Here is an 18,253-nt window from a genome sequence, read left to right as displayed (position 1 = left end):
CGAATGCAGAGATTTCGCACCGCGCTCGCCGGGCGTACGACCGCCGCCATTCTCGCCGGCGCGTTGGCGCTTGGCCCTTTGCAGGCGCAGGAGCTGCCGACCGACCAACAACTGCAGACCGCGTTCGGTTCGGTGTACAATCACCTAGGCCTGATGGAATATTGCATGGGCAAGGGGTTCGCCACTGCCGTCGACGTCGCCAATACGCGCAAATCGGTCGTCGCGACGATCGCAGGCATGACCGTAACCCCGAAGGCGTTTGCCCAGCAAGCCGTCGGTCGACGCGGCGACATTGTCGGGCCGCAGGTGATCGGCCTAATGGACTCGAGCAACCCCGCCCGCCCCGAAGAGGTTCGCGAAGGACAGACCATGTCGCTGGCCGACAATGCCCGCGCGCAGAAGTCGTCCGAACGCACGCTCTGCAGGCAGATGGCAGAACAGGCTTCGGCCGTGATGGAGGCGGCATCGAGCGCGGCGTCCGATCAATAACGCGAAGGCTGCGCGCCAATGTCCCGCGATCAGCTGGGGCCGCCGTCCAAATCACCGACGCATTGCACGTCGGGCTCCGCTTTTGCCATGCGTCGCAAGTCCCCGGCCCGCGCGACGATGCCCGGGAAGATCGCGTCGGGGGTGGCCGTGTAGGTCCGAAGAAGTTGCAAGGCCCAGGCATAATGCCGCGCGCCGACTTCGCAGCTGTTGCTACCGCCATCGCCCTCGCCCCATACTTTGCGCCATCCGGCTTGGCCGTCGCGCTTCAGGATGGCCTGGAAGGTGCCAACCGGGCCTTCGGCGCGAACATAGGCAACCGCACCCGGGCCCGCCCAAAGGACCCGAAACGCGCGGAAGGTGAAACGCGATCGCGTGCTATCGTCGCCCGCATGGAGCGTCTTGACGATCGCGGTGCGTTCCGAGCTTCCTGGAGCGGGTGTGTGAACAGCGGGCGACGCGGCCAGCGCCGCTGGCGCCAATGCGAGCAGCGTCGCGGCGCCTGATGAAGAGTAACGGGTCATAGCAACCCAACAATGCGATAGATTAGCTGATCGCGCCAGCAAGCCGCCCGTCGATACGGAAGTCCCTTTCTCGAAAACGATCGGAAAACATGGCGTAATCGCGGGATAGCGATTCGTCCAGAATTTGATCGGCAGTGCAAGAAGCTGCGTATTTCGGATGGTGGCTGTTCCCCAATAAGATGGCGAAACGGGCTCACGACCAGACGCCGGGCCCAAACATCGAACCGAGAACAGCCGTGGCGCAGTATATCGGTCTGGACGTTTCACTGAAAGACACATTCATCTCGGTCCGCGAGGACGGGCGGCGGATCTGGCGCGGCAAATGCCCGTCTGATCCTCGGGCGCTGACAGAAGTGATCCGCAAGCGCGCACCGGACGTGAGCCGGGTCGTGTTCGAGACTGGCCCCTGGTCGACCTGGTACTAGCATCAAGCTTGCCGCCATCGCGGTTGCGCGCAAGCTTTCCGTCACCATGCACGCATGCTGAAATTCGGCGAACGCTTCGAGCGCCCCACGGTCACCGCAGATTAACCGTGCCCGCACAGGAGTTGTCCAACACGCTAACGCTATAGCGTCGCTTCTAGCCGACGCGCCCAAATCAATGCACGGGACGCCACATGGAGAATGCAGTAATATGGCCGGGACGGTCGCGGAAGACGCGGGGCGGGCCGTCGCGGACAAGCGCCTCGGCATTGGGGTCGTTGCTCGGATTGAACGTCCATGATTCCGTGCGCTCGTTGTCGAAGACGAAGCCGGCCCGATCGTCGAGGCGGAAGGTGATGTAGTCGGTCCAGTGCTGACCGCAGGCGACGCCGTTCTGGACGGTAAAGTAGCGCCCTTTGGTTGCGATCGGCGCGTCGCCGTCGAGGAACGGATCGCACTGTCCACCCTCGTCCGCCTTGAGCACGACTTGATCGTTACGGCCGACCGGAAAAAACCGACCGCTCCTGCGCTCGAAGATCATAAGGGGCCGAGCCGAAGCATCACCCGATTTCGCGAGCGCCTCCTCATCTTTGCGACCGATTGCGACGATCTCGAAACTGCGGAGTGGCTCTCCTGCTGAAACACGCGCGCTGGCGAGTACCTCGTAGCCCAACGGGAGCTGGGCTTCCATCCCCGCCGGAAGCCTCGGCGCGGCGATTGCGCCTGCCGCCGACATCACGGCGAGGATTGCTATCGTGTTCCGCATCGGCGTCGAACCTCTTTGGTATATGTTACGGCCATCGCACAAGCGATCGAGTTTTGGGAAAGCTTCTCATGCTCGTTGGCAGCACCCGGCACGTGACCGCTCGCCCCTTATGGTATCACGGATTTTTTTTGTCCGGGTCGCTGATCAGGGTCCGATGATCCGGGATCGGATCAGCGGCAACAAGCGATCGATTGCCTGTCTGGCGGATGCGGGATCCTGTGCAAGCGAGCGAACGGTCAGCAGATCGCCATCGCGGATGATGATCGCCGTGGCCCCCGCACGGTCGCCCAGCGGATACCCGCTTACCCAACCCACAGCCGGCGCCACCTCCAGTGCCGTGACGGTGCATCGAGGGCTGCGTGCGCGACAGATTTGTTGCAGATCGGCGATGCTTGTCGTGCCCGACCGAACCCGTTCCTCCGTTCCATCCGCCTGACGACCAATCAGAACGTCAACGACCGGTGCGCCCGCACAATCCGTGCAGAACAAGGTGGCCCGCTGCGGTTCCTCTTTTGCCTCGAAGCCGGAGCCCAACGCCGTGGCAGCCGCCTGACCGACGCCCGTCAGATCTCTGGTTGCGAGTCCCTGTGCAGCCGCACTGGTCGCTAAGGCGATCATGCCGGCAATGGCAACTGTGCCAAGTCGATGACGCATATTCTTGCTTCCCCGCGCTCGCTCACGCATGCTCGAACGCAATCAGATTAGGTCTGAAGGCCGCGTGGTACCACCCCGGAGTTCCCCTAAAACTGTGGCGAACTACGCGTGGCAGCTTGGCACCGTGCAGGAGAAACGCCATCGACGATAACCTGCCGGTAAGATCCGCTCCGGGTCGGCAACGGTCTCGTTGGCTTCCTGAAAACAAACGATGATTGAGATGGGGAAAGCGTTCTCTGAATCGATCGTTTGCGGAATTATGTCCGGATAATGCATAGGGATCTACACGATCTGTGGTCTAACCCTACAAATACATCGTCGAAATCTGGACGTCAGAGTCAGACGGGTTTGTCGCCAACCCGATGCCCCAGATGCTTGGGCTAGACACCTAGACAGGAACGGGGGAGGGGGGGACTGATGATTGGAAAGTTTTGCATCGCAATGGTTATGCTTGCGGCATCATCCACTGGCAGCGCTCTAGAAGCGGGGGTCATGCCTGTGCCCACTTCGGTCAACGCACTCGGGGGGTGTTGGGGGGGGCAGGGTACGGTGATGGGCAAAGCCGTCGCTATTGCGGTGAACGCCTATCCGATCGTCCAGGATGCGATGCTGGCTGTCGAAGCCGCAAGCAGCGCGCTCGCCGATCCGCAGGACCAGTACGCGGCGCACCTGGTTTTTGGCGGAAGCGGCAAGCCGTCCAAAACCGAAGCTGGCCCTATCGTTGGATATTGGGCGGACAGTTTTGGCGGGGCGTCCGCGGTAGCGGGACGCGGCGAAAGCAAGGCAGACGGGTTCGATATTACTTACCAATATCCGGACAAGGCATACGTGAACCGCTGGCGCATGTTAGGCGACCGCCTCACTTGGCAGATTGTCACGCGGGACCGCAAAGCTGTTGAGAAGCCTTTCGCCAGTTATACGCTTTCCAAGACGGCCTGCCGACCGCTTGGAGGGGGCGGCTGACAAGGCGCGTAAGCCTTATACTGTAGCATGGGAGACTTATGCATCGTCCAAACCAATCGTACCCCTCCCGACCATTCTTGATAACGATCGATTCCGAGAACGCCGATGCCGTCTCGACTGCCGTTCCTTTTTAGGAACATCGGGCCAGGCGCTAGCGCTCCTTGCGGACGTTCAAGATCACCCAGTCGTGGACAACTTCATTCAGACGAGGCCGCTGACAATGAGCCCGGCGGCTAGAAGGCGCATCGCGGTCATAGCCTTGCCAAAGACCATGATGCCGACCACGAACGCGCCAAGCGCGCGATGCCGGTCCAAATTGTATAAGCTGTTCCCAGCGGCAGAACCCGCATCGCCGACGCAAGAAGGCCAAACCTGACCAACATGCCCACCCCAGTAATGATGCTTGGCCAGAGCCGTGTGAACCCATGAGATTGCTTCATGGCCGAAGCCCAGACACTCTCGAACAAACCGGCAAAAACGAGTGCAATCCACGCCACAGCATTCTACATTGGAGCTGCCGGGCCGTCCCGGACTTCTACCCCCCATTTTGGGGTGGGAACGTTGTCGCTGCATGTCTAAACAATTGTAGCTTAACGATATTTCAACGGCGGCTAACAGGCACGACGGAGAGTAGCGCCATCGTTAGTTTCGTTAATCGACAGGAATGGGGCCGAGCGGGATCAGCGCAGAGCGGTATCGATGCTTATCTGGAACAACGGTGTAAGGGCCGCTTTATACCGTCGTCACCGGGAGAGCTTCATGATCCGCCGTCGCATTGCCGTACTGCTAGCCAGCGCATTCCTGCTCGCACCTGTTGCCCCTGTCATCGCCCAGAACACGGTCCGCTCGATCTCGGCGACCGACAAGGCGCAGGGCACTCAGGCTCACCCGCAACTGCTCGCGGAGTTCGGCGGTGCGTATAAGGGGCCGCAGGCGACATTTGTCGAACGTGTCGGCAAGCGCGTGGCGATCCAGTCCGGCCTGTCGAATGCGGGCAGCGACTTCACCGTCACCCTGCTGGACTCCCCGGTCGAGAACGCCTTCGCCATCCCGGGCGGGTACATCTACGTCACTCGTCAGCTGCTTGCACTGATGACCTCGGAGGCGGAACTCGCCTCCGTAATGGGCCATGAGGTAGGCCATGTCGCCGCCCGTCACGCCGCGTCGCGCAACACCCGTGCGACGATCGGCGGTCTGCTCGCTCGTGGCGTCAGCCTGGCTACGAGAAGCGATCTCGCGACCCGCATCGCTGGCACGGGCGCGCAGCTGTACACGCTGAAATACGGACGTGATCAGGAATATCAGGCCGATGCGCTTGGCGTCCGCTACATTACTGCTGCGGGCTACTCGCCCTACGCCTCGGCCGACATCCTGGCGGCCCTCGATGAATCGACCGGGCTGACGGCGCAGGCCAGCGGCACCGCACGGTCTGCGCCGACATGGGCATCGACGCATCCAAATGGCGCCGATCGTGTGCAGCGCGCGGAGGCACTGGCGAAGGCCACCGGCAAGGCGGAGCTTGCAACCACCCAGGATACGGCGTTCCTCCGCATGCTCGATGGCCTGCCTTATGCTGACGGCCAGGAGGGTCGCAAGGTCATCCGGATCGTCACTGTTGGCGCAAGGGACACGATCGATACGTTGAGCCAGCGCATGGCAGTAGCCGACAGCAAGCGCGAACGCTTTCTTGTCATCAATGGCCTTCCGGCTGACGAGCCACTGAAGTCCGGGACGCTCGTCAAGCTGGTCGTCGCTGTATAGAACCGCTGCCGTAAGAAGCCGACCGGCCGTGTTGTGGCGATGTCGCTGGCAAATTCTGGCTGCAACCCTAACGTCCGCCGATGTTCATTCTCTATGCCCTTATGCTCGCCGCGATGCTCCAGCAGACCGCCGCGGAGACCGACCCTGCTGATGTCTCCGAGATCGATGCCATTAGCTGCCGCCTGGACGTTCCCGGTTACATGCGCCTCGCCATGGCGATCGATGGCGAGGAACAGCTTGCGCAGACGCGGGGATGGAAGAAGATCGTCTCGCCTAATTCGTTCATGGCCGAATATGATCTGCCGAAGCCGATTACCGTCGCGGGGTCATACAGCACGCGCCGGATCGGCTTTACCGGTGACGCCATCCTCGCGGTGCTCGACGTCGCGGACCCCGCCATCGTGGCGCGCGCCGAGAAAATCGACAACAACATGTCGGCCCAACCGATAATCGACGCGATGGTGGCTTCGGGTAAGGTGACCCGCGCCCAAGCGGAAGCCGAGTTCCCCTTTCGCAAGTTCCTGGGCGAGCGGATTATGACCGACGTCACCGAACCCGCGGGCAAAGACGGCTATGGCAGCCACATGGTAGTTGCCCGAACGATCTCTAACGTCACCACGCACCCCGGCAAGACACTCTACGGCTGCGCATATCGGTTCGATATGCTGGACAAGGATGGGACATCGCTGTGAGACGGAATTGGCACCGCGCGATCGTCGTCTCGCTGGCACTGGTCGCGCCGCTGCCGGCGTATGCGCAACTCTCCGGCATGGACAGCTTCATCGGTACTCTGTCAATCGAGCGAGGCGAGGTCATCCTCACGCGGTGCGATCTGGCGGCGTCGCGCTACCTGCTGCGCGATGTGCCGGGAGGTCAGGCGGTCGCCCGCTATCGCAAGGATGGCCGGCGCGCGTCTGCCGACGTGATGGGCAGCTATAGCGAGGAGGGTGATCGTAACGTCCTGACCGTTGCCGAGTTTCTCGACTATCAACCGGGCAAGTCGTGTCACCTGAGCGACGCACTGGATGCGCTCGCTCCTGCCGATGCCCCCTCGACGCAGGGCACGCCTGCCGACGCGCGTGCCGACGGCGGCCACGATGCACCTGCCGCGCTCGTTGGCCATTATTACCTCATGGATGTAATGGAGACCGGATCCGAGCTGTTGCTGCGGCCAGACGGCCAGTTCGACTGGGCGTTGAGTTACGGTGCGCTGGACCAGGAGGCGCAGGGCATGTGGCACGTCGAGCGCGACGAGGTCGTGCTCGTGGCGTCCGCACCAAGCGCGCAGAAGCCGCTCTTCTCCTACTTGTCCACCGCGCCGTGGGATGAGGAGACCGAAAACGAACGTCGGCGGTACCAGCGCAGCGAGATCGAGGCCACGATCCGCGCCCGCTGCCCGATCTTCCCCGAACCATTTGTCTCCGCGACGCCTCTGACGACCGCCGACAATGCCCCCGCGCCGTCCACGACAATCCTTCAACAGCGCGCCGCCACGGCATTGCGCGCTGCGAACGCTGCCAGGACGAATGCGGAGCTCCTGGCTGCTCGACTGATGTCAGATGCGCCGCCGATCAGCGCAAAGCCAGCTGTCCCGGAGGTGCGACAGGCATTGTCCGATTGGCAGGATGCGCGCGCGCTGGCGATCGAGGCCGCACGTGCGGCGGGCTTGCCGGAACCCACGCTAGCCGATCCGACGCTGCCCGCGGCGTGCACCATGTCGCCAGCCGACGCGGCCGAAAGCGGTACCGCGCGAACCTCCCCGGGCGTGGCGATCAGGATCTTCGATCCCGCGTCGGACCAGCCCGCGCGCAACCTCCCCGTCACGCTGCACTTTGCGAATGGCACTAAGGAGAAGCTGGTCACCAGCAGGAGCGGCTTCGCGTTCGCCCCGCGCGGCGCAACGAAGGCCGTCAGCGTTACCATTCACACCGAGGCGCCGATCTCGGGTGACACAACCATCACCTTCGCACCGCTGCAACACGGGATCGTCCGGATCGGCTTCGATCGGCAGCAACTAATGGCGCGGTCGTTCGACACGTTGCGCCTGCGCATTGCGGGTACCGCGTTGGTTATCGAGGGCGCCAAGGGACGGTATGAGCGCCAGCCATAGAGCAAGATGGCGGTGAATTGACCCGCCTAGCTCGGTTCGTGCTGAGCCTGTCGAAGACAGCGGACAGCGCTTTTAACGCCTCGCAATGTTGCAAAGCGGCAGGACCTCCACTCGATGTTCAACCCGAATGACCGACGATTTGAACGGGGTTATATCGTCTACTCAGATCGGGCTATTAGCATAACGACCGTGCCCAGGAGTGGGCGGTCGCGTGCAACCGGCAGCTGCTCGATCCAGCGCGTTCGTGGTTTCAAATCGGCAGGTTCATTCATAACGGAACTGGTACGATCTTTGACGCCTGCCGTCATCGTCCGTCTTTGTCGTCAAATTCCTAAAGACCGTGTGAAAAGGCGTGAGTAGGCTGGAGCGCACTGCGATACCCTCCGTTGAACGGTCTTCAGCCGGATATGCCTCAGGTTACGTCCCAGGGTGGTTTTGAGACCGGGAGAGCGGCTCGGCTGACGTTCGGCGCGACATTCAGGCGCCGGAAGGCGGGTATTATGTTCTTGCCGCGGCGACCAAGCCTGGTACCCCGACCAGGGTGATGGCCCGTCTGATGTTGTAGGCGAGCGCGGTGAGACTGAACCCGCCGCGAACGTTTTCCAGCCGGCGCATGAGGAACGCACCCTGGCCCATCCATTGTTTGATGGTGCCGAACGGGTGCTCGACACTGTTTCGCCGTTCGTTCAGCACGCCAGGCCGAAGTGCCAGCCGCGCCGCCATGCGGTCGAGCACCGCCTCGTTCTCCAGGCGAGAGACACGGCGGAAAGTCCGGGTGCAGCGAGGTTTGAGCTCGCAGGCCTTGCAGGCAGCGCGGTTGGTGTAGTCGATCTTTGCATTGTCGCGCGACTTGCCGAAATGCCGCGGTGAGAGCATCGCTCCGGCCGAGCAGACGAAGACGTCCCGGTCGGCCTGGTAGCGAAACACCTCCTTGCTGAAGAACCCGTCACGCACGGCGGGGCCGCGGATCGGCTTGGGACATAGGCGGTGACACCGGCCGCTTCGCAGGCCTCGATGTCTTCGATCTCGAAATAGCCGCGGTCGGCAACTGCCTCGATCCGGTCGACGCCGAGCGCCCCCATTGCCGCTGTCGCCGTCTGGGCGAGCAGGCCCAGGTCGAGGACCTGATTGCTCACGGCCTGCTCGGCGATCAGCTTGTGCTTCACGTCGACGGCGAGCTGGATGTTGTAGCCGCCCCCACCTTGGTCATGCGCGCCATCGCGCGGGCGTCCGGATCGGTCAGCGAAATCTGCTCGGCGTCTGTGCTCTCCAGTTCGGTGAGGAGCGCCTTCTGCCGGTCGCGCTTGCCCTGAATGGCGGCTATCTTCTCAGCCAGTTTGCCTGCACCGCCGCCCGGACCGCCGCCTGACCCACTCCCGGAACCGCTGCCCGTCGTGCGGTCTTCGTCGGCATCTTCCTCGTCGAGCCGTTTCATGTAGCCCGCGATCTTCTCGTCGGCGTCCTGAATGAACTTGGCGAGCGAAGTACGGGTGAAGTTGCGGTCCTTGTTGTTGACCGCCTTGATGCGCGTACCGTCCACCGCCAGGAGCTCGCGCCCGAACAGGTCAAGTTGGCGGCACGTCACCACGAACTCCCGAAACACTTCCTTGAAGGCGGCGCGGTTGTCGCGGCGGAAATCGGCGATAGTCTTAAAATCCGGCTTCAGGTGCCGCAGCAGCCAGATCACCTCGATATTGCGGTGGGTCTCGGCTTCCAGGCGCCGGCTCGAGCGAACTCGGTTCAGGTACTCGTAGATGTAGAGTTTGAGCAGATCGGCCGGATCGTAGCCTGGGCGTCCCGTCGCCTTCGGCTGCACCCGGACGAACCCGGCCGTACCAAGGTCGAGCCCGTCGACGAAGGCCTCAATGAACCGGACCGGATTGTCCGGCCCGGCGTAATCATCCACCGCCTCGGGCAGCAGCAGGAGCTGCGAGCGGTCCGTTCCAGCCAGATGCGCGATGGCAGAAACATACCATACGCCGAGATCGACGGGAATCCTCAGACGAGGTTTCCACACAATCTGGCTGACTTTGGCGACAGCAGGATGGCCAATTGCTTTCTAACCTTCGATGCTGATCAGTCCGACTTGTCAAGGCAACATGCCAGCTGCCCAAGTGTCGCAAAACACCTGTTTGTCGCGCATTGGAGAAAGCGACAGCGTTTCCCGCCACTTCGGCTGCCAGGCGACGCCCTTTGAGACAAAGCGGTCACTAAACTCGGCGGGCGCGAGCGGCAGGATCGGATGGAAGCAGACGCTCGCAGCGTGAGACTCCAGACGGCAAACGCTCGGATGTGGCCGCCTCGGGGCCACCTTTAGGGTAGGTGCGCGGACCCATTCTCCGCTTTGCCAGATCGCTCGCATCCACTCGCGTTGAACCCTCCATTAGTACCCGTTTGTTGAACGCACGCCCTGTCTAACGGCCTGAGCGCGCAAGGTTTTGCAGCATCTGAGGGGGCGAGAAGCAACTGTCGAGAAAACGTCCGTTTATTGAACATACGCGGACGATGCTGCTGAGGGTGTTGTGGATATCAGCACCCGGCTTCAGGTTTGGGTATAGACGTCACCCCATATCCGCCCAAGAGCGATCGGCAGCTTTCCCAGTTTGCCGTGAAAATTCGCAATTTCGAGAATTCCAAATTGGGAACAGATTTTGAGAAAGCGTACCCGTCTGCGGCTGTCAGTCGGATCGACGGGTCAGGTTTCCCGGTCAACGTTCCCTTTTGAGAAGGGCAAGAACGCCCGGTTTCTTCCGTTATGGCGGCGATCTGAGCTACCCGAAACCGGACATTGCCGACGCAAGCAACGCGAGATAGCTTCTCGGCATGTGGACATTTCTTCTCTGGAACATCGCGGCTCTGGCGGCCGTCATCTACTGCATAGCGAAGGCGGTCATCGACCTTCGCGCGCGGAGGTATGGGTGGGCTATCATCGGCCTGCTAAGCGCAGTGGTATTCCTGGTAACGCCGATCCAGACGCACGCCGTGAAGGTCGATCTGCCTGTGGCCCGATCATAGGCGCTTCCGCCCGTATTGCGGTCATTGCGTCGATCACTAGGATAACGGCGTGCCATACGAGAGCGTCAACTACGAACCCATATATCGGCTCGGCTACTTCGCCGCTATAGGACTAGCGATCGCATTGGTCGCGATCTTTCAGCCCTTTGCTAAGCCAGAGCCGGCTAATTCACGCGCCTACGGTTGTTATGTCTCGGATGCAGCGCCCTCGATCCGCCTAGATCGAACTGGCATGACTATCTTGCAGCCCGACTTTGCACGAATTCCTTATCATCTTGAACGGCATAAAACAGCTATAACCCTCGCAGCTGATGCTCCCATACAAGCTAATCGATCAGATGATCGCTATATCTACTCGCTTTATCATCCCGGCGTTGGCGAGTTTCTGGACTTCCATCACGTCATAGACGGCCATCAATACGGACAATTCGATGAAACGCAGTTATCGTCATTCAGCATGTTAGCGAACGATTACGTCGAATTGACCTATAATAAGGTACCGATGGGAAAATGTCAGCCTGTTGGCCAATCTCGCTAGCGTCTGCTTTCCAACGCATCGTCCCGAAAGCAGATCATCTGCTTTCCTTCTCATTCCGGCCATCCTGATGCAAAAATCAAACAGACTGTGTGGAAAGTCGTGAACAGCGCGGTCGGTGTCAGCGATTTCCAATCTCGAGCGGTTCGAGAACCAAATGGGCCCGAAGGTGGCCGTTGATGACCTTGAGGCGGCGAGAGACGGCTGTTGGAGGTCCGGTCTGGCGTTCGTGGCGCGAGAAGGCCGGTTTTACGTCCTTACCGCGGCGATCAGGCCCGGGACACCGACCAGAGTGATGGCCCGTCTGATATTATAGGCGAGCGCGGTCAGGCTGAACTCGCCGCGAACGTTCTCGAGCCGGCGCATCAGGAACGCGCCCTGACCCATCCACTGTTTGATGGTGCCGAAGGGGTGCTCGACGCTGTTTCGCCGGTGGTCCAGCATCTCGGGCCTGGCCGCCAACCGCGTCGCCATGCGGTCGAGAACGGCCTCGTTCTCCAAGCGCGAGACGCGGCGGAATGACCGAGTACAGCGCGATCTCAGCGTGCACGCCTTGCAGGCATCGCGGTTGGCATAGTCGACCTTCACATTGTCGCGCGACTTGCCCCGGTAGCGCGGCGAGAGCGCGGCCCCAGCCGGGCAAACGAAGACGTCCCGGGCAGGCTCGTAGCGGAACACGTCCTTGCCGAAGAAGCCCTCGCGCACGGCGGGACCGCGGATTGGCTTGGGCACATAAGCCGTAACCCCGGCTGCCTCGCAGGCCTCGATATCCTCGATCTTAAAGTAGCCCCGGTCGGCGACGGCCTCGATCCGCTCGACGCCAAGCGCTTCCATTGCCGCTGTCGCGGTTTGCGCGAGCAGGCCGAGGTCGAGGACCTGGTTGCTCACCGCCTGCTCGGCGATCAGCTTGTGCTTCACGTCGACGGCGAGCTGGATGTTGTAGCCGACCCCCACTTTGGTCATGCGCGCCATCGCGCGGGCGTCCGGATCGGTCAGCGAGATCTGGTCGGCCCCGGTGCGATCCAGTTCGGCGAGCATCTCCTTGTGACGATCGCGCTTGCCCTGAATGGCGGCGATCTTCTCGGCCAGTTTGCCATCGCCATTGCCGGAACCGCCGCCCGGCGTGCGATCTTCGTCGGCATCGCCCTCGTCGAGCCGTTTCATGTAGCCGGCGAGCCTCTCGTCTGCATCCTGGATAGCTTTGGCGAGCGACGGCCGGGTGAAGTTCCGGGTCTTGTTGTTGACCGCCTTGATGCGCGTGCCGTCGACCGCCACGAGCTCGCGCCCGAACAGATCGAGCTGACGACACAGCACTACGAACTCGCGGAACACCGTCTTGAAGGCGGCACGGTTGTCGCGGCGGAAGTCAGCGATGGTTTTGAAATCCGGCTTTAGGTGCCGGAGCAGCCAGATGACCTCGACATTGCGGTGCGTCTCGGCTTCCAGGCGCCGGCTCGACCGGATCCGGTTCAGGTAGCCGTAGATGTACAGCTTGAGCAGATCTGCCGGATCGTAGCCCGGGCGGCCCGTTGCCTTGGGCTACACGGACGAACCCGGCCGCGCCAAGCTCGATCCCGTCAACAAAGGCCTCGATGAACCTGACCGGATTATCCGGTCCGACATAATCATCAACCGCTTCGGGCAGCAGCAAGAGCTGCGAGCGGTCCGTTCCAGACAGATGCGCCATGCCACAAACATACCACGCGACGCGATCTACGGGAATCCTCAGGCCGGGTTCTCACACGGTCTGTGTGAATTTTGCATCAGGCCGGAACGGTGGAAACCGGGCATGGTGCTTGTGCTTTGGTAACGTAGGGATACGATCCGACCTGTGCCTCGACGATCTATCCTCATCGCGTTGACGCTTTTGCTCGCGTCATGTGGCCCCCCGTTAGTCTGGGGCGGTGATGAGGCGACCAAGGGCAGGCTGCTGAAAATCCTGCCGATCGGATCGACGGTGAACGCGCTCGAAGCAGAGGCAAAATCGCGTCACTGGCGCGTTTCGTCCCGCGACGATCGCTCCTTCAAGCGAGGTCTCACTCACTATTTCGGCGGTGAATGTCGGTATCAGGGCGGCATGAGCGAGTACGTCGTCGTCGCGGAATACGGCTTGCTGACAACGACAGTTGAGACTGTCTGGTTATTCAACGAGGCCGGAAACCTAGCCGAAGTATGCGTTCGTAGATCAACCGACGGTCCCTAACGAAGCACGCCGCGCGTGTGTGTGCCGGCACACTTGCCTGCTGCCCTGATGCAAAAATTTTGATTTTTGCATCACGAATGAACGGAACGGAAGGATTACAGACAGTCCGGTTTAGGGGGCGACCAGTGGGATAGCGGACATTGCTTTCGCGGCCTGGCAAGCGCCAGATAGCTGCATGACATCGACTCCATGTTGCCCCCGAATGGCCGACGATTTGAACCGTGTTTGTGCCGTTCACGCGGATCGGTCGGACTGTCCCGATGTGTTCGTCGCAGAAGTGAACGGGGGCTACGGCTTGATCGTCCACGATGGCGGTAGCAGCGCTATCAAAATTGCGTTCTGCCCTTGGTGCGGCTCTCGCCTGCCCCGAATGGACCATTGATGGGCGGGAAGCGGAATGGCGGGAATGAGAAGGATAGCGGACTGGCCGGTTTCGAATTTTGAACGTGGAAAAGTCACCTACTGTTCTGGATTACGCGTGACTTTGGTATCTTCAAATCACACGCACCTGCGCAGCTTCACGGCCAATACAAAACTTTGAGTCCATCGGCTAGAATGTGTCCGATCAGACCGATTACGGCCGTACGCCGGTATCAGGATCAATATCGGGCAGGGGACCGCGGGCAAGGACGTCTTCCATATTTGGCGAGGTAGCCAAGTCGGGCGATTTGTATCGGTAACCACCTGGACTGGGGGAGTCTTTCTGATCGTCAACACGCCCCATGGACAGTGAGGGAGCCTGGAGCAGGGCGCTGCTCCGTATATCGATGACAGACGGCAAGATCGGCGACTCCAGGATCCGCGTGTCATTCGCCATAGCCGTTCGCTCGGTTCGCTGCGCTGTTCGTTGGACTGGGGGAAACCGCTCGGAAAAGAAGGTCAGAGCAGTCATCGACCGCAAGAGCGGCAGACTTGTCCGGATAGTCTCCCCGGTCGTCACGCAACCTTGAAGCCTATCGCTAAGCGCTGAGGCGGCGGATCGTTCCTGACGCGAATAGGGCTGCGATCGGATGAATGTCGCTGCCTCAATGCGGCCGGTACGCATGACGCAGTGGAGCAACGTGTCGGCCGGCGAAAGTACGGACGGTGCGGAAGCTTCTCCGGCCTGCCCCTTGGCGACACGCGACAACATCGACCTGTCGAGCAATGCCTCGGCAAACGCGCCGGCAAGCAGAGCGGCTGTGACCCGCAATCCACGAGCAGACGAGCATTCCCGGTCCGACGCGAAAACGGAGCGAAATCGCGCCATATCCCCGGTGCGGATATAGGCCGTAACCGCAGCGCTGCTAGAAACTGCTTGGTATTTAATTATGCAGACCGCCAGTTCGTGAAGGCGAAGCATGTCTTCCCGCTTGATCCGCGACCCGCATACGCGAATTTCGTCGCTTTCGCTCACCCCGCATACCACGTCGGGCAAGATCTTGACGGACGTTGGTGCGGCCAGTGCTGGCTGCCCGACGAACATGCCGATGGGGAAAAGGATTGAGGTAAACCAGCTGTGGCGATGCGACGATACCATCGGGTCTTCTTATACTGCGCTATTCCGGCTTTTGAGGCCTCTTGCGCGGGGACGCAATGGCGAGAACTGATCCCTCCTTGCTGACGGTCTAAGGTCCGCAGCTTCATCAGAAATTCTGAGGCGTGCATTACAAACCCGCAGGTTTGGCCATTTTATGCGATGCATATCCTGTGACTTTCGCATCACGAACGCCACAAACCTGCTGTTGCCCGAACACCTAACTGCGACAGATTTCGCTCGCCTCGTGCCGGAGATGTAAAATGCTCGTAGCCTTTCTAATGCTGACTGTCGTTGCTGATCAGCCGCACGTCGTAGCTACCTTCAATACCACCCTGCCTAATCCTGATAAAATGGTCGCCGAGCAGATCGAAAAGCCAGCCAGTATCTCGCCAGAGGAATTCGCCGCTAAGCTGGTTGAAGCAGAAGGTTTAACCTCTTGGAGCCCCCAAGATCCGACCAGATCGAGTCCCGGCGAGAGATTGCCGTATAAGGCTCGCCACGCGGCCAATGGCCGTGAGGTCGTCGTCTATTTTTCTCCCGCCGCCATGACTGTGTGCAAAATCCGTCGTGAACGGGGTGGCCTGTCTGATATCCATCAGAAGGCAATTCGATGGTGCGCTACCTCGTTAGGTATCTCGCTTCCAGCCCAGCGCCTGCCAGCGGTGACAACTACTCCGGCCTGATGCAAAACCTCTGATTTCCGGATCAAGCATGACCGGGACGGGAAAGATCGCCCTGAACGAATGACTGCTTTCGGGCTGGCGAGCCGACTACCTAAACGTACGGGTGTGGGCGTTCCTGTCGAACTTCTGGCCTGGGAGCACTACCGTGAATCTGTGTCCGAGTAATGCACAGGAGCCTAGATGGTATATATCTTATATTAATCACAAGTTACGATAATTGGACCATGACTTTGTCTATTTCTCGATTCAGAGAACAATGCGGTCATGTAACCTGCAAGCTTTATAGTTATCCACTTTGGGCCATCGTCTGGAAAAATGCGGAGGTCAATACCTTTCTGACGATATCTTCTTATCCATTTCATCGCGTTTTCTATGTTTTTGTTATACTCTCCGCCTTCGATATGCGAATAGAATATAGCACAGTCTATATCTTTTGGTTTCTTCACGGAGCTAATTAATACTGATCCCCCAATCATCAGTGCTCCAATATTTATATATTTTTTCAGCTCATACAAAAGGCAATCAAGATTGCGTAGTAGATCTTCCCTATTTCCCATAGCGCCAACTGTATTACGCATTACATCGTAGGAAACAACGAAAGGTCCTGAGACAACCGGCGAGCTATCATCCACGCTTCCTTGAAATACACGAAACCCGCTAGCCGCAACTTTATCCAGCTGGTCACTCTGAAGCCGGTACGCAGTTAACGCTCTACCCCCACTCGCGACACTCAGTAATTGACGCCACCGGCCGACCGCAGCAGCCGTACGCATCACTACGGAGTCTAGGCTAGAGTATATTGCAATCGAAATTGCTGAGAATTTGTTCGACCACACTTCAGAGGCCTCCTTCGCCGCAGCCAGCGTCACGGCGCAAAACGGGTGGTCTAGGTGGCGATCTGGCCTGATAAAAGAATTCTCGGCCAGTTCTGCCAAACTCTGGTACCTTCCGCGCAGAGACTCGACACATCCCGAGTGCAAGACCGCAATATCCAGATCGGAGAAGCCCATCTCGAACGGCAAGTCGTTTTTGGTGCTAAAACCTAGCCGAGCGGAACCAACTATTAGGACGGAGTTTATAGGAACCGAGCAGGCGCTCGCGATAAAACCACGAATCTCTCTACAAAGACTGGGCTCGATCCACGACAGATATGTTCTTTCCTCGTTCGCATAGTGGACGTCGTAAAGGTATCGAAAGACTTCCGCTTCAGACGAAAGCCTCGCCTGTCGGATATCGTAAGGATATGGTTTTATCACTGAGCCCTCGCGATCTCGAATGCTGACGCCATAAATTTCACTAAGGGTTTCCAGCTTCCAAACAATTCAGCATGCCGGAGTGCTAATTCATACTCACCTTTAGAACTATGCATAATATCAAAAAGCGGTAGGTACTGGGAATCGCACAGTCCAGCCCGCCTAAGAATTAGGTTGAACATGGTACGTGCAATGCGCCCATTACCATCTGCATATGGATGATAGTGAACTATGGTAAAGAATGTGAGTATAGCACGAAGAAACTCCGAACCATGCGATTTAGAAAGTGCCCTAAGCTGTGGCTTTAAAAACCTCAGTTCATCACTTGAAATAAATATAATTTCTAGGTTGCCGTGAGAATTCGCCAAACCCACGCCTGCAACTCTTTCGATTCCCACTTCGGCTTCCATATAATATGCTCGAGCAACAACCTCTAGCATATCTTGTAATTCCATATCTATACGGACGCCTTTCTGCAAAATATGATTGTTTAGTATATTTCGTTCAAATATCGACCTCTGCGTTCTTTGAGGATCTATTGCACCGCTATGTAATTTTGGCTGTATATCGCTAATAATATTGGGCTTTACTGACTTAGTCGTATCTCTAATAATATGCGGCTCTAAAAAGACCACACTTGTTAGCTTTTTGTCTATTTCGGTAGTTATGCTACTTAGATCGGCAGATCGCATTAGGTTCTCTATTCCTTCAACTCTCTTTCTTGGGGCGATTCCCTGATATGATTGAGTCGGTCTCATGTTAGCCATTCTTTCGGTACCTACTGCGTGTCGTTTACTAAGTAAGGGGTTCCATTTCGAATACATATTTTGACATAGTTATACATTTTTATGAATTGGATCTGGAATTAGCTCTAGGGCAAATCCGGTAAATCCATAGCATAGGGATCTATTATCTATTTCTCGTTTGCCATAGCTCGGATCCAATATGCTTGTTAAGCCGTCAACGGCAAAGCTATTTGCCATCACAACAAAGTGCTTCGATTTCCAATGAATAATTGCGGGGACATTCAATCTTTTCAAATCTAGGCAATCTAAGCGGAAAGCCCGGGTCGTTAGACCTATGGACGACGATATTATAACAATATCCATTAACGTAAGGCCGTGTGCTTTCATCAGAATACGGCCTTTATTTATTCCTATATCTGGAATAATTCCATAATACCCCGCAATCATCTTTATACATGCCAGGGCGCAATCATTATTTTGAGATTGTGGTATAAAAGTCAGTTTGCCCATTATATTATGCCTAGCGCATCAGTTCTTCGAAGTTTTACTTTGAAAATAACGCCAATTTGAATTAATAATACAATGCGCTTCGAGACGTATGTCTCAGATTATG

At 58.5% G+C, this 18,253-nt stretch carries 19 protein-coding genes and 2 pseudogenes; 10 read left to right on the top strand and 11 right to left on the bottom strand.

Annotated elements, in window-relative coordinates; all coding sequences use genetic code 11:
• Positions 1-3: 3 nt before the first annotated feature.
• Positions 4-489, top strand: a complete 486-nt coding sequence (locus AC59GX_RS19595) for a hypothetical protein (protein WP_497302383.1) — start codon at positions 4-6, stop codon at positions 487-489.
• Positions 490-518: 29 nt separating this feature from the next.
• Here the strand turns inward: AC59GX_RS19595 and AC59GX_RS19590 are convergent, their stop codons facing one another.
• Complete coding sequence (locus AC59GX_RS19590; protein WP_497302382.1) at positions 519-1,010, bottom strand: hypothetical protein; 492 nt, start codon at positions 1,008-1,010, stop codon at positions 519-521.
• 236 nt (positions 1,011-1,246) lie between these two features.
• On the opposite strand from AC59GX_RS19590, the pseudogene AC59GX_RS19585 reads away from it, so the two are divergent.
• Positions 1,247-1,432: pseudogene (locus AC59GX_RS19585) on the top strand (IS110 family transposase); the annotation flags it as partial.
• Positions 1,433-1,607: 175 nt separating this feature from the next.
• Here the strand turns inward: AC59GX_RS19585 and AC59GX_RS19580 are convergent.
• Together AC59GX_RS19580 and AC59GX_RS19575 are read right to left on the bottom strand one after the other, a co-directional pair.
• Positions 1,608-2,168 carry a hypothetical protein gene (locus AC59GX_RS19580; RefSeq protein WP_497302381.1) on the bottom strand — a complete coding sequence of 187 codons (561 nt, stop codon included), beginning with the start codon at positions 2,166-2,168 and terminating at the stop codon, positions 1,608-1,610.
• A gap of 174 nt (positions 2,169-2,342) precedes the next feature.
• Positions 2,343-2,852 carry a hypothetical protein gene (locus AC59GX_RS19575; protein WP_497302380.1) on the bottom strand — a complete coding sequence of 170 codons (510 nt, stop codon included), beginning with the start codon at positions 2,850-2,852 and terminating at the stop codon, positions 2,343-2,345.
• 552 nt (positions 2,853-3,404) lie between these two features.
• Between AC59GX_RS19575 and AC59GX_RS19570 the strand changes: the two genes are divergently transcribed.
• On the top strand, positions 3,405-3,815 hold the full coding sequence (locus AC59GX_RS19570; protein ID WP_497302379.1) for a hypothetical protein: 411 nt from the start codon (positions 3,405-3,407) through the stop codon (positions 3,813-3,815).
• A 251-nt stretch (positions 3,816-4,066) separates the two neighbouring features.
• Here AC59GX_RS19570 and AC59GX_RS19565 read toward each other — a convergent pair whose 3' ends face one another.
• On the bottom strand, positions 4,067-4,255 hold the full coding sequence (locus AC59GX_RS19565; RefSeq protein WP_497302433.1) for a DMT family transporter: 189 nt from the start codon (positions 4,253-4,255) through the stop codon (positions 4,067-4,069).
• A gap of 319 nt (positions 4,256-4,574) precedes the next feature.
• On the opposite strand from AC59GX_RS19565, the gene AC59GX_RS19560 reads away from it, so the two are divergent.
• The 3 genes from AC59GX_RS19560 to AC59GX_RS19550 all read left to right on the top strand — a co-directional run bounded on the left by AC59GX_RS19560 (position 4,575) and on the right by AC59GX_RS19550 (position 7,686).
• Positions 4,575-5,576 (top strand): M48 family metalloprotease, encoded by a 1,002-nt coding sequence (locus tag AC59GX_RS19560; protein ID WP_497302378.1) that lies wholly within the window; start codon positions 4,575-4,577, stop codon positions 5,574-5,576.
• Between the two features lie 101 nt (positions 5,577-5,677).
• Positions 5,678-6,268: a hypothetical protein gene (locus tag AC59GX_RS19555; protein WP_497302377.1), complete on the top strand. Its 591-nt coding sequence runs from the start codon at positions 5,678-5,680 to the stop codon at positions 6,266-6,268.
• Positions 6,265-7,686, top strand: coding sequence for a hypothetical protein (locus tag AC59GX_RS19550; protein WP_497302376.1), 1,422 nt, complete (start codon positions 6,265-6,267; stop codon positions 7,684-7,686). The genes AC59GX_RS19555 and AC59GX_RS19550 overlap by 4 nt, the downstream gene beginning before the upstream one ends.
• 498 nt (positions 7,687-8,184) lie before the next feature.
• Here AC59GX_RS19550 and AC59GX_RS19545 read toward each other — a convergent pair whose 3' ends face one another.
• Both AC59GX_RS19545 and AC59GX_RS19540 read right to left on the bottom strand, forming a co-directional pair.
• Positions 8,185-8,640 carry a transposase gene (locus AC59GX_RS19545; protein WP_497302375.1) on the bottom strand — a complete coding sequence of 152 codons (456 nt, stop codon included), beginning with the start codon at positions 8,638-8,640 and terminating at the stop codon, positions 8,185-8,187.
• 208 nt (positions 8,641-8,848) lie between these two features.
• Positions 8,849-9,646, bottom strand: a complete 798-nt coding sequence (locus AC59GX_RS19540) for a transposase (RefSeq protein WP_497302432.1) — start codon at positions 9,644-9,646, stop codon at positions 8,849-8,851.
• A 1,104-nt stretch (positions 9,647-10,750) separates the two neighbouring features.
• Between AC59GX_RS19540 and AC59GX_RS19535 the strand changes: the two genes are divergently transcribed.
• Positions 10,751-11,239 (top strand): hypothetical protein, encoded by a 489-nt coding sequence (locus AC59GX_RS19535; RefSeq protein WP_497302374.1) that lies wholly within the window; start codon positions 10,751-10,753, stop codon positions 11,237-11,239.
• A 246-nt stretch (positions 11,240-11,485) separates the two neighbouring features.
• On the opposite strand, the pseudogene AC59GX_RS19530 reads toward AC59GX_RS19535, so the two are convergent.
• A pseudogene (locus tag AC59GX_RS19530) lies at positions 11,486-12,923 on the bottom strand (IS1182 family transposase).
• Between the two features lie 171 nt (positions 12,924-13,094).
• Between AC59GX_RS19530 and AC59GX_RS19525 the strand changes: the two are divergent.
• Both AC59GX_RS19525 and AC59GX_RS19520 read left to right on the top strand, forming a co-directional pair.
• Positions 13,095-13,439, top strand: a complete 345-nt coding sequence (locus AC59GX_RS19525) for a hypothetical protein (RefSeq protein ID WP_497302373.1) — start codon at positions 13,095-13,097, stop codon at positions 13,437-13,439.
• Positions 13,440-13,614: 175 nt separating this feature from the next.
• Positions 13,615-13,821, top strand: coding sequence for a DUF6980 family protein (locus tag AC59GX_RS19520; RefSeq protein WP_497302372.1), 207 nt, complete (start codon positions 13,615-13,617; stop codon positions 13,819-13,821).
• A gap of 192 nt (positions 13,822-14,013) precedes the next feature.
• On the opposite strand, the gene AC59GX_RS19515 is transcribed toward AC59GX_RS19520, so the two are convergent.
• On the bottom strand, positions 14,014-14,904 hold the full coding sequence (locus AC59GX_RS19515; RefSeq protein ID WP_497302371.1) for a hypothetical protein: 891 nt from the start codon (positions 14,902-14,904) through the stop codon (positions 14,014-14,016).
• Between the two features lie 314 nt (positions 14,905-15,218).
• Between AC59GX_RS19515 and AC59GX_RS19510 the strand changes: the two genes are divergently transcribed.
• On the top strand, positions 15,219-15,641 hold the full coding sequence (locus AC59GX_RS19510; protein WP_497302370.1) for a hypothetical protein: 423 nt from the start codon (positions 15,219-15,221) through the stop codon (positions 15,639-15,641).
• Between the two features lie 197 nt (positions 15,642-15,838).
• Here AC59GX_RS19510 and AC59GX_RS19505 read toward each other — a convergent pair whose 3' ends face one another.
• The 3 genes from AC59GX_RS19505 to AC59GX_RS19495 all read right to left on the bottom strand — a co-directional run bounded on the left by AC59GX_RS19505 (position 15,839) and on the right by AC59GX_RS19495 (position 18,150).
• On the bottom strand, positions 15,839-16,576 hold the full coding sequence (locus AC59GX_RS19505; protein ID WP_497302369.1) for a hypothetical protein: 738 nt from the start codon (positions 16,574-16,576) through the stop codon (positions 15,839-15,841).
• A gap of 317 nt (positions 16,577-16,893) precedes the next feature.
• Entirely contained in the window at positions 16,894-17,586 is a 693-nt protein-coding gene (locus AC59GX_RS19500) for a Fic family protein (protein ID WP_497302368.1), read from the bottom strand.
• A gap of 144 nt (positions 17,587-17,730) precedes the next feature.
• Positions 17,731-18,150 carry a cysteine peptidase family C39 domain-containing protein gene (locus AC59GX_RS19495; protein WP_497302367.1) on the bottom strand — a complete coding sequence of 140 codons (420 nt, stop codon included), beginning with the start codon at positions 18,148-18,150 and terminating at the stop codon, positions 17,731-17,733.
• Between the last annotated feature and the right edge of the window lie 103 nt (positions 18,151-18,253).

Source organism: Sphingomonas sp. 320_CC (genome assembly GCF_059691795.1).
This window is presented reverse-complemented; position numbering and strand designations above follow the sequence as displayed.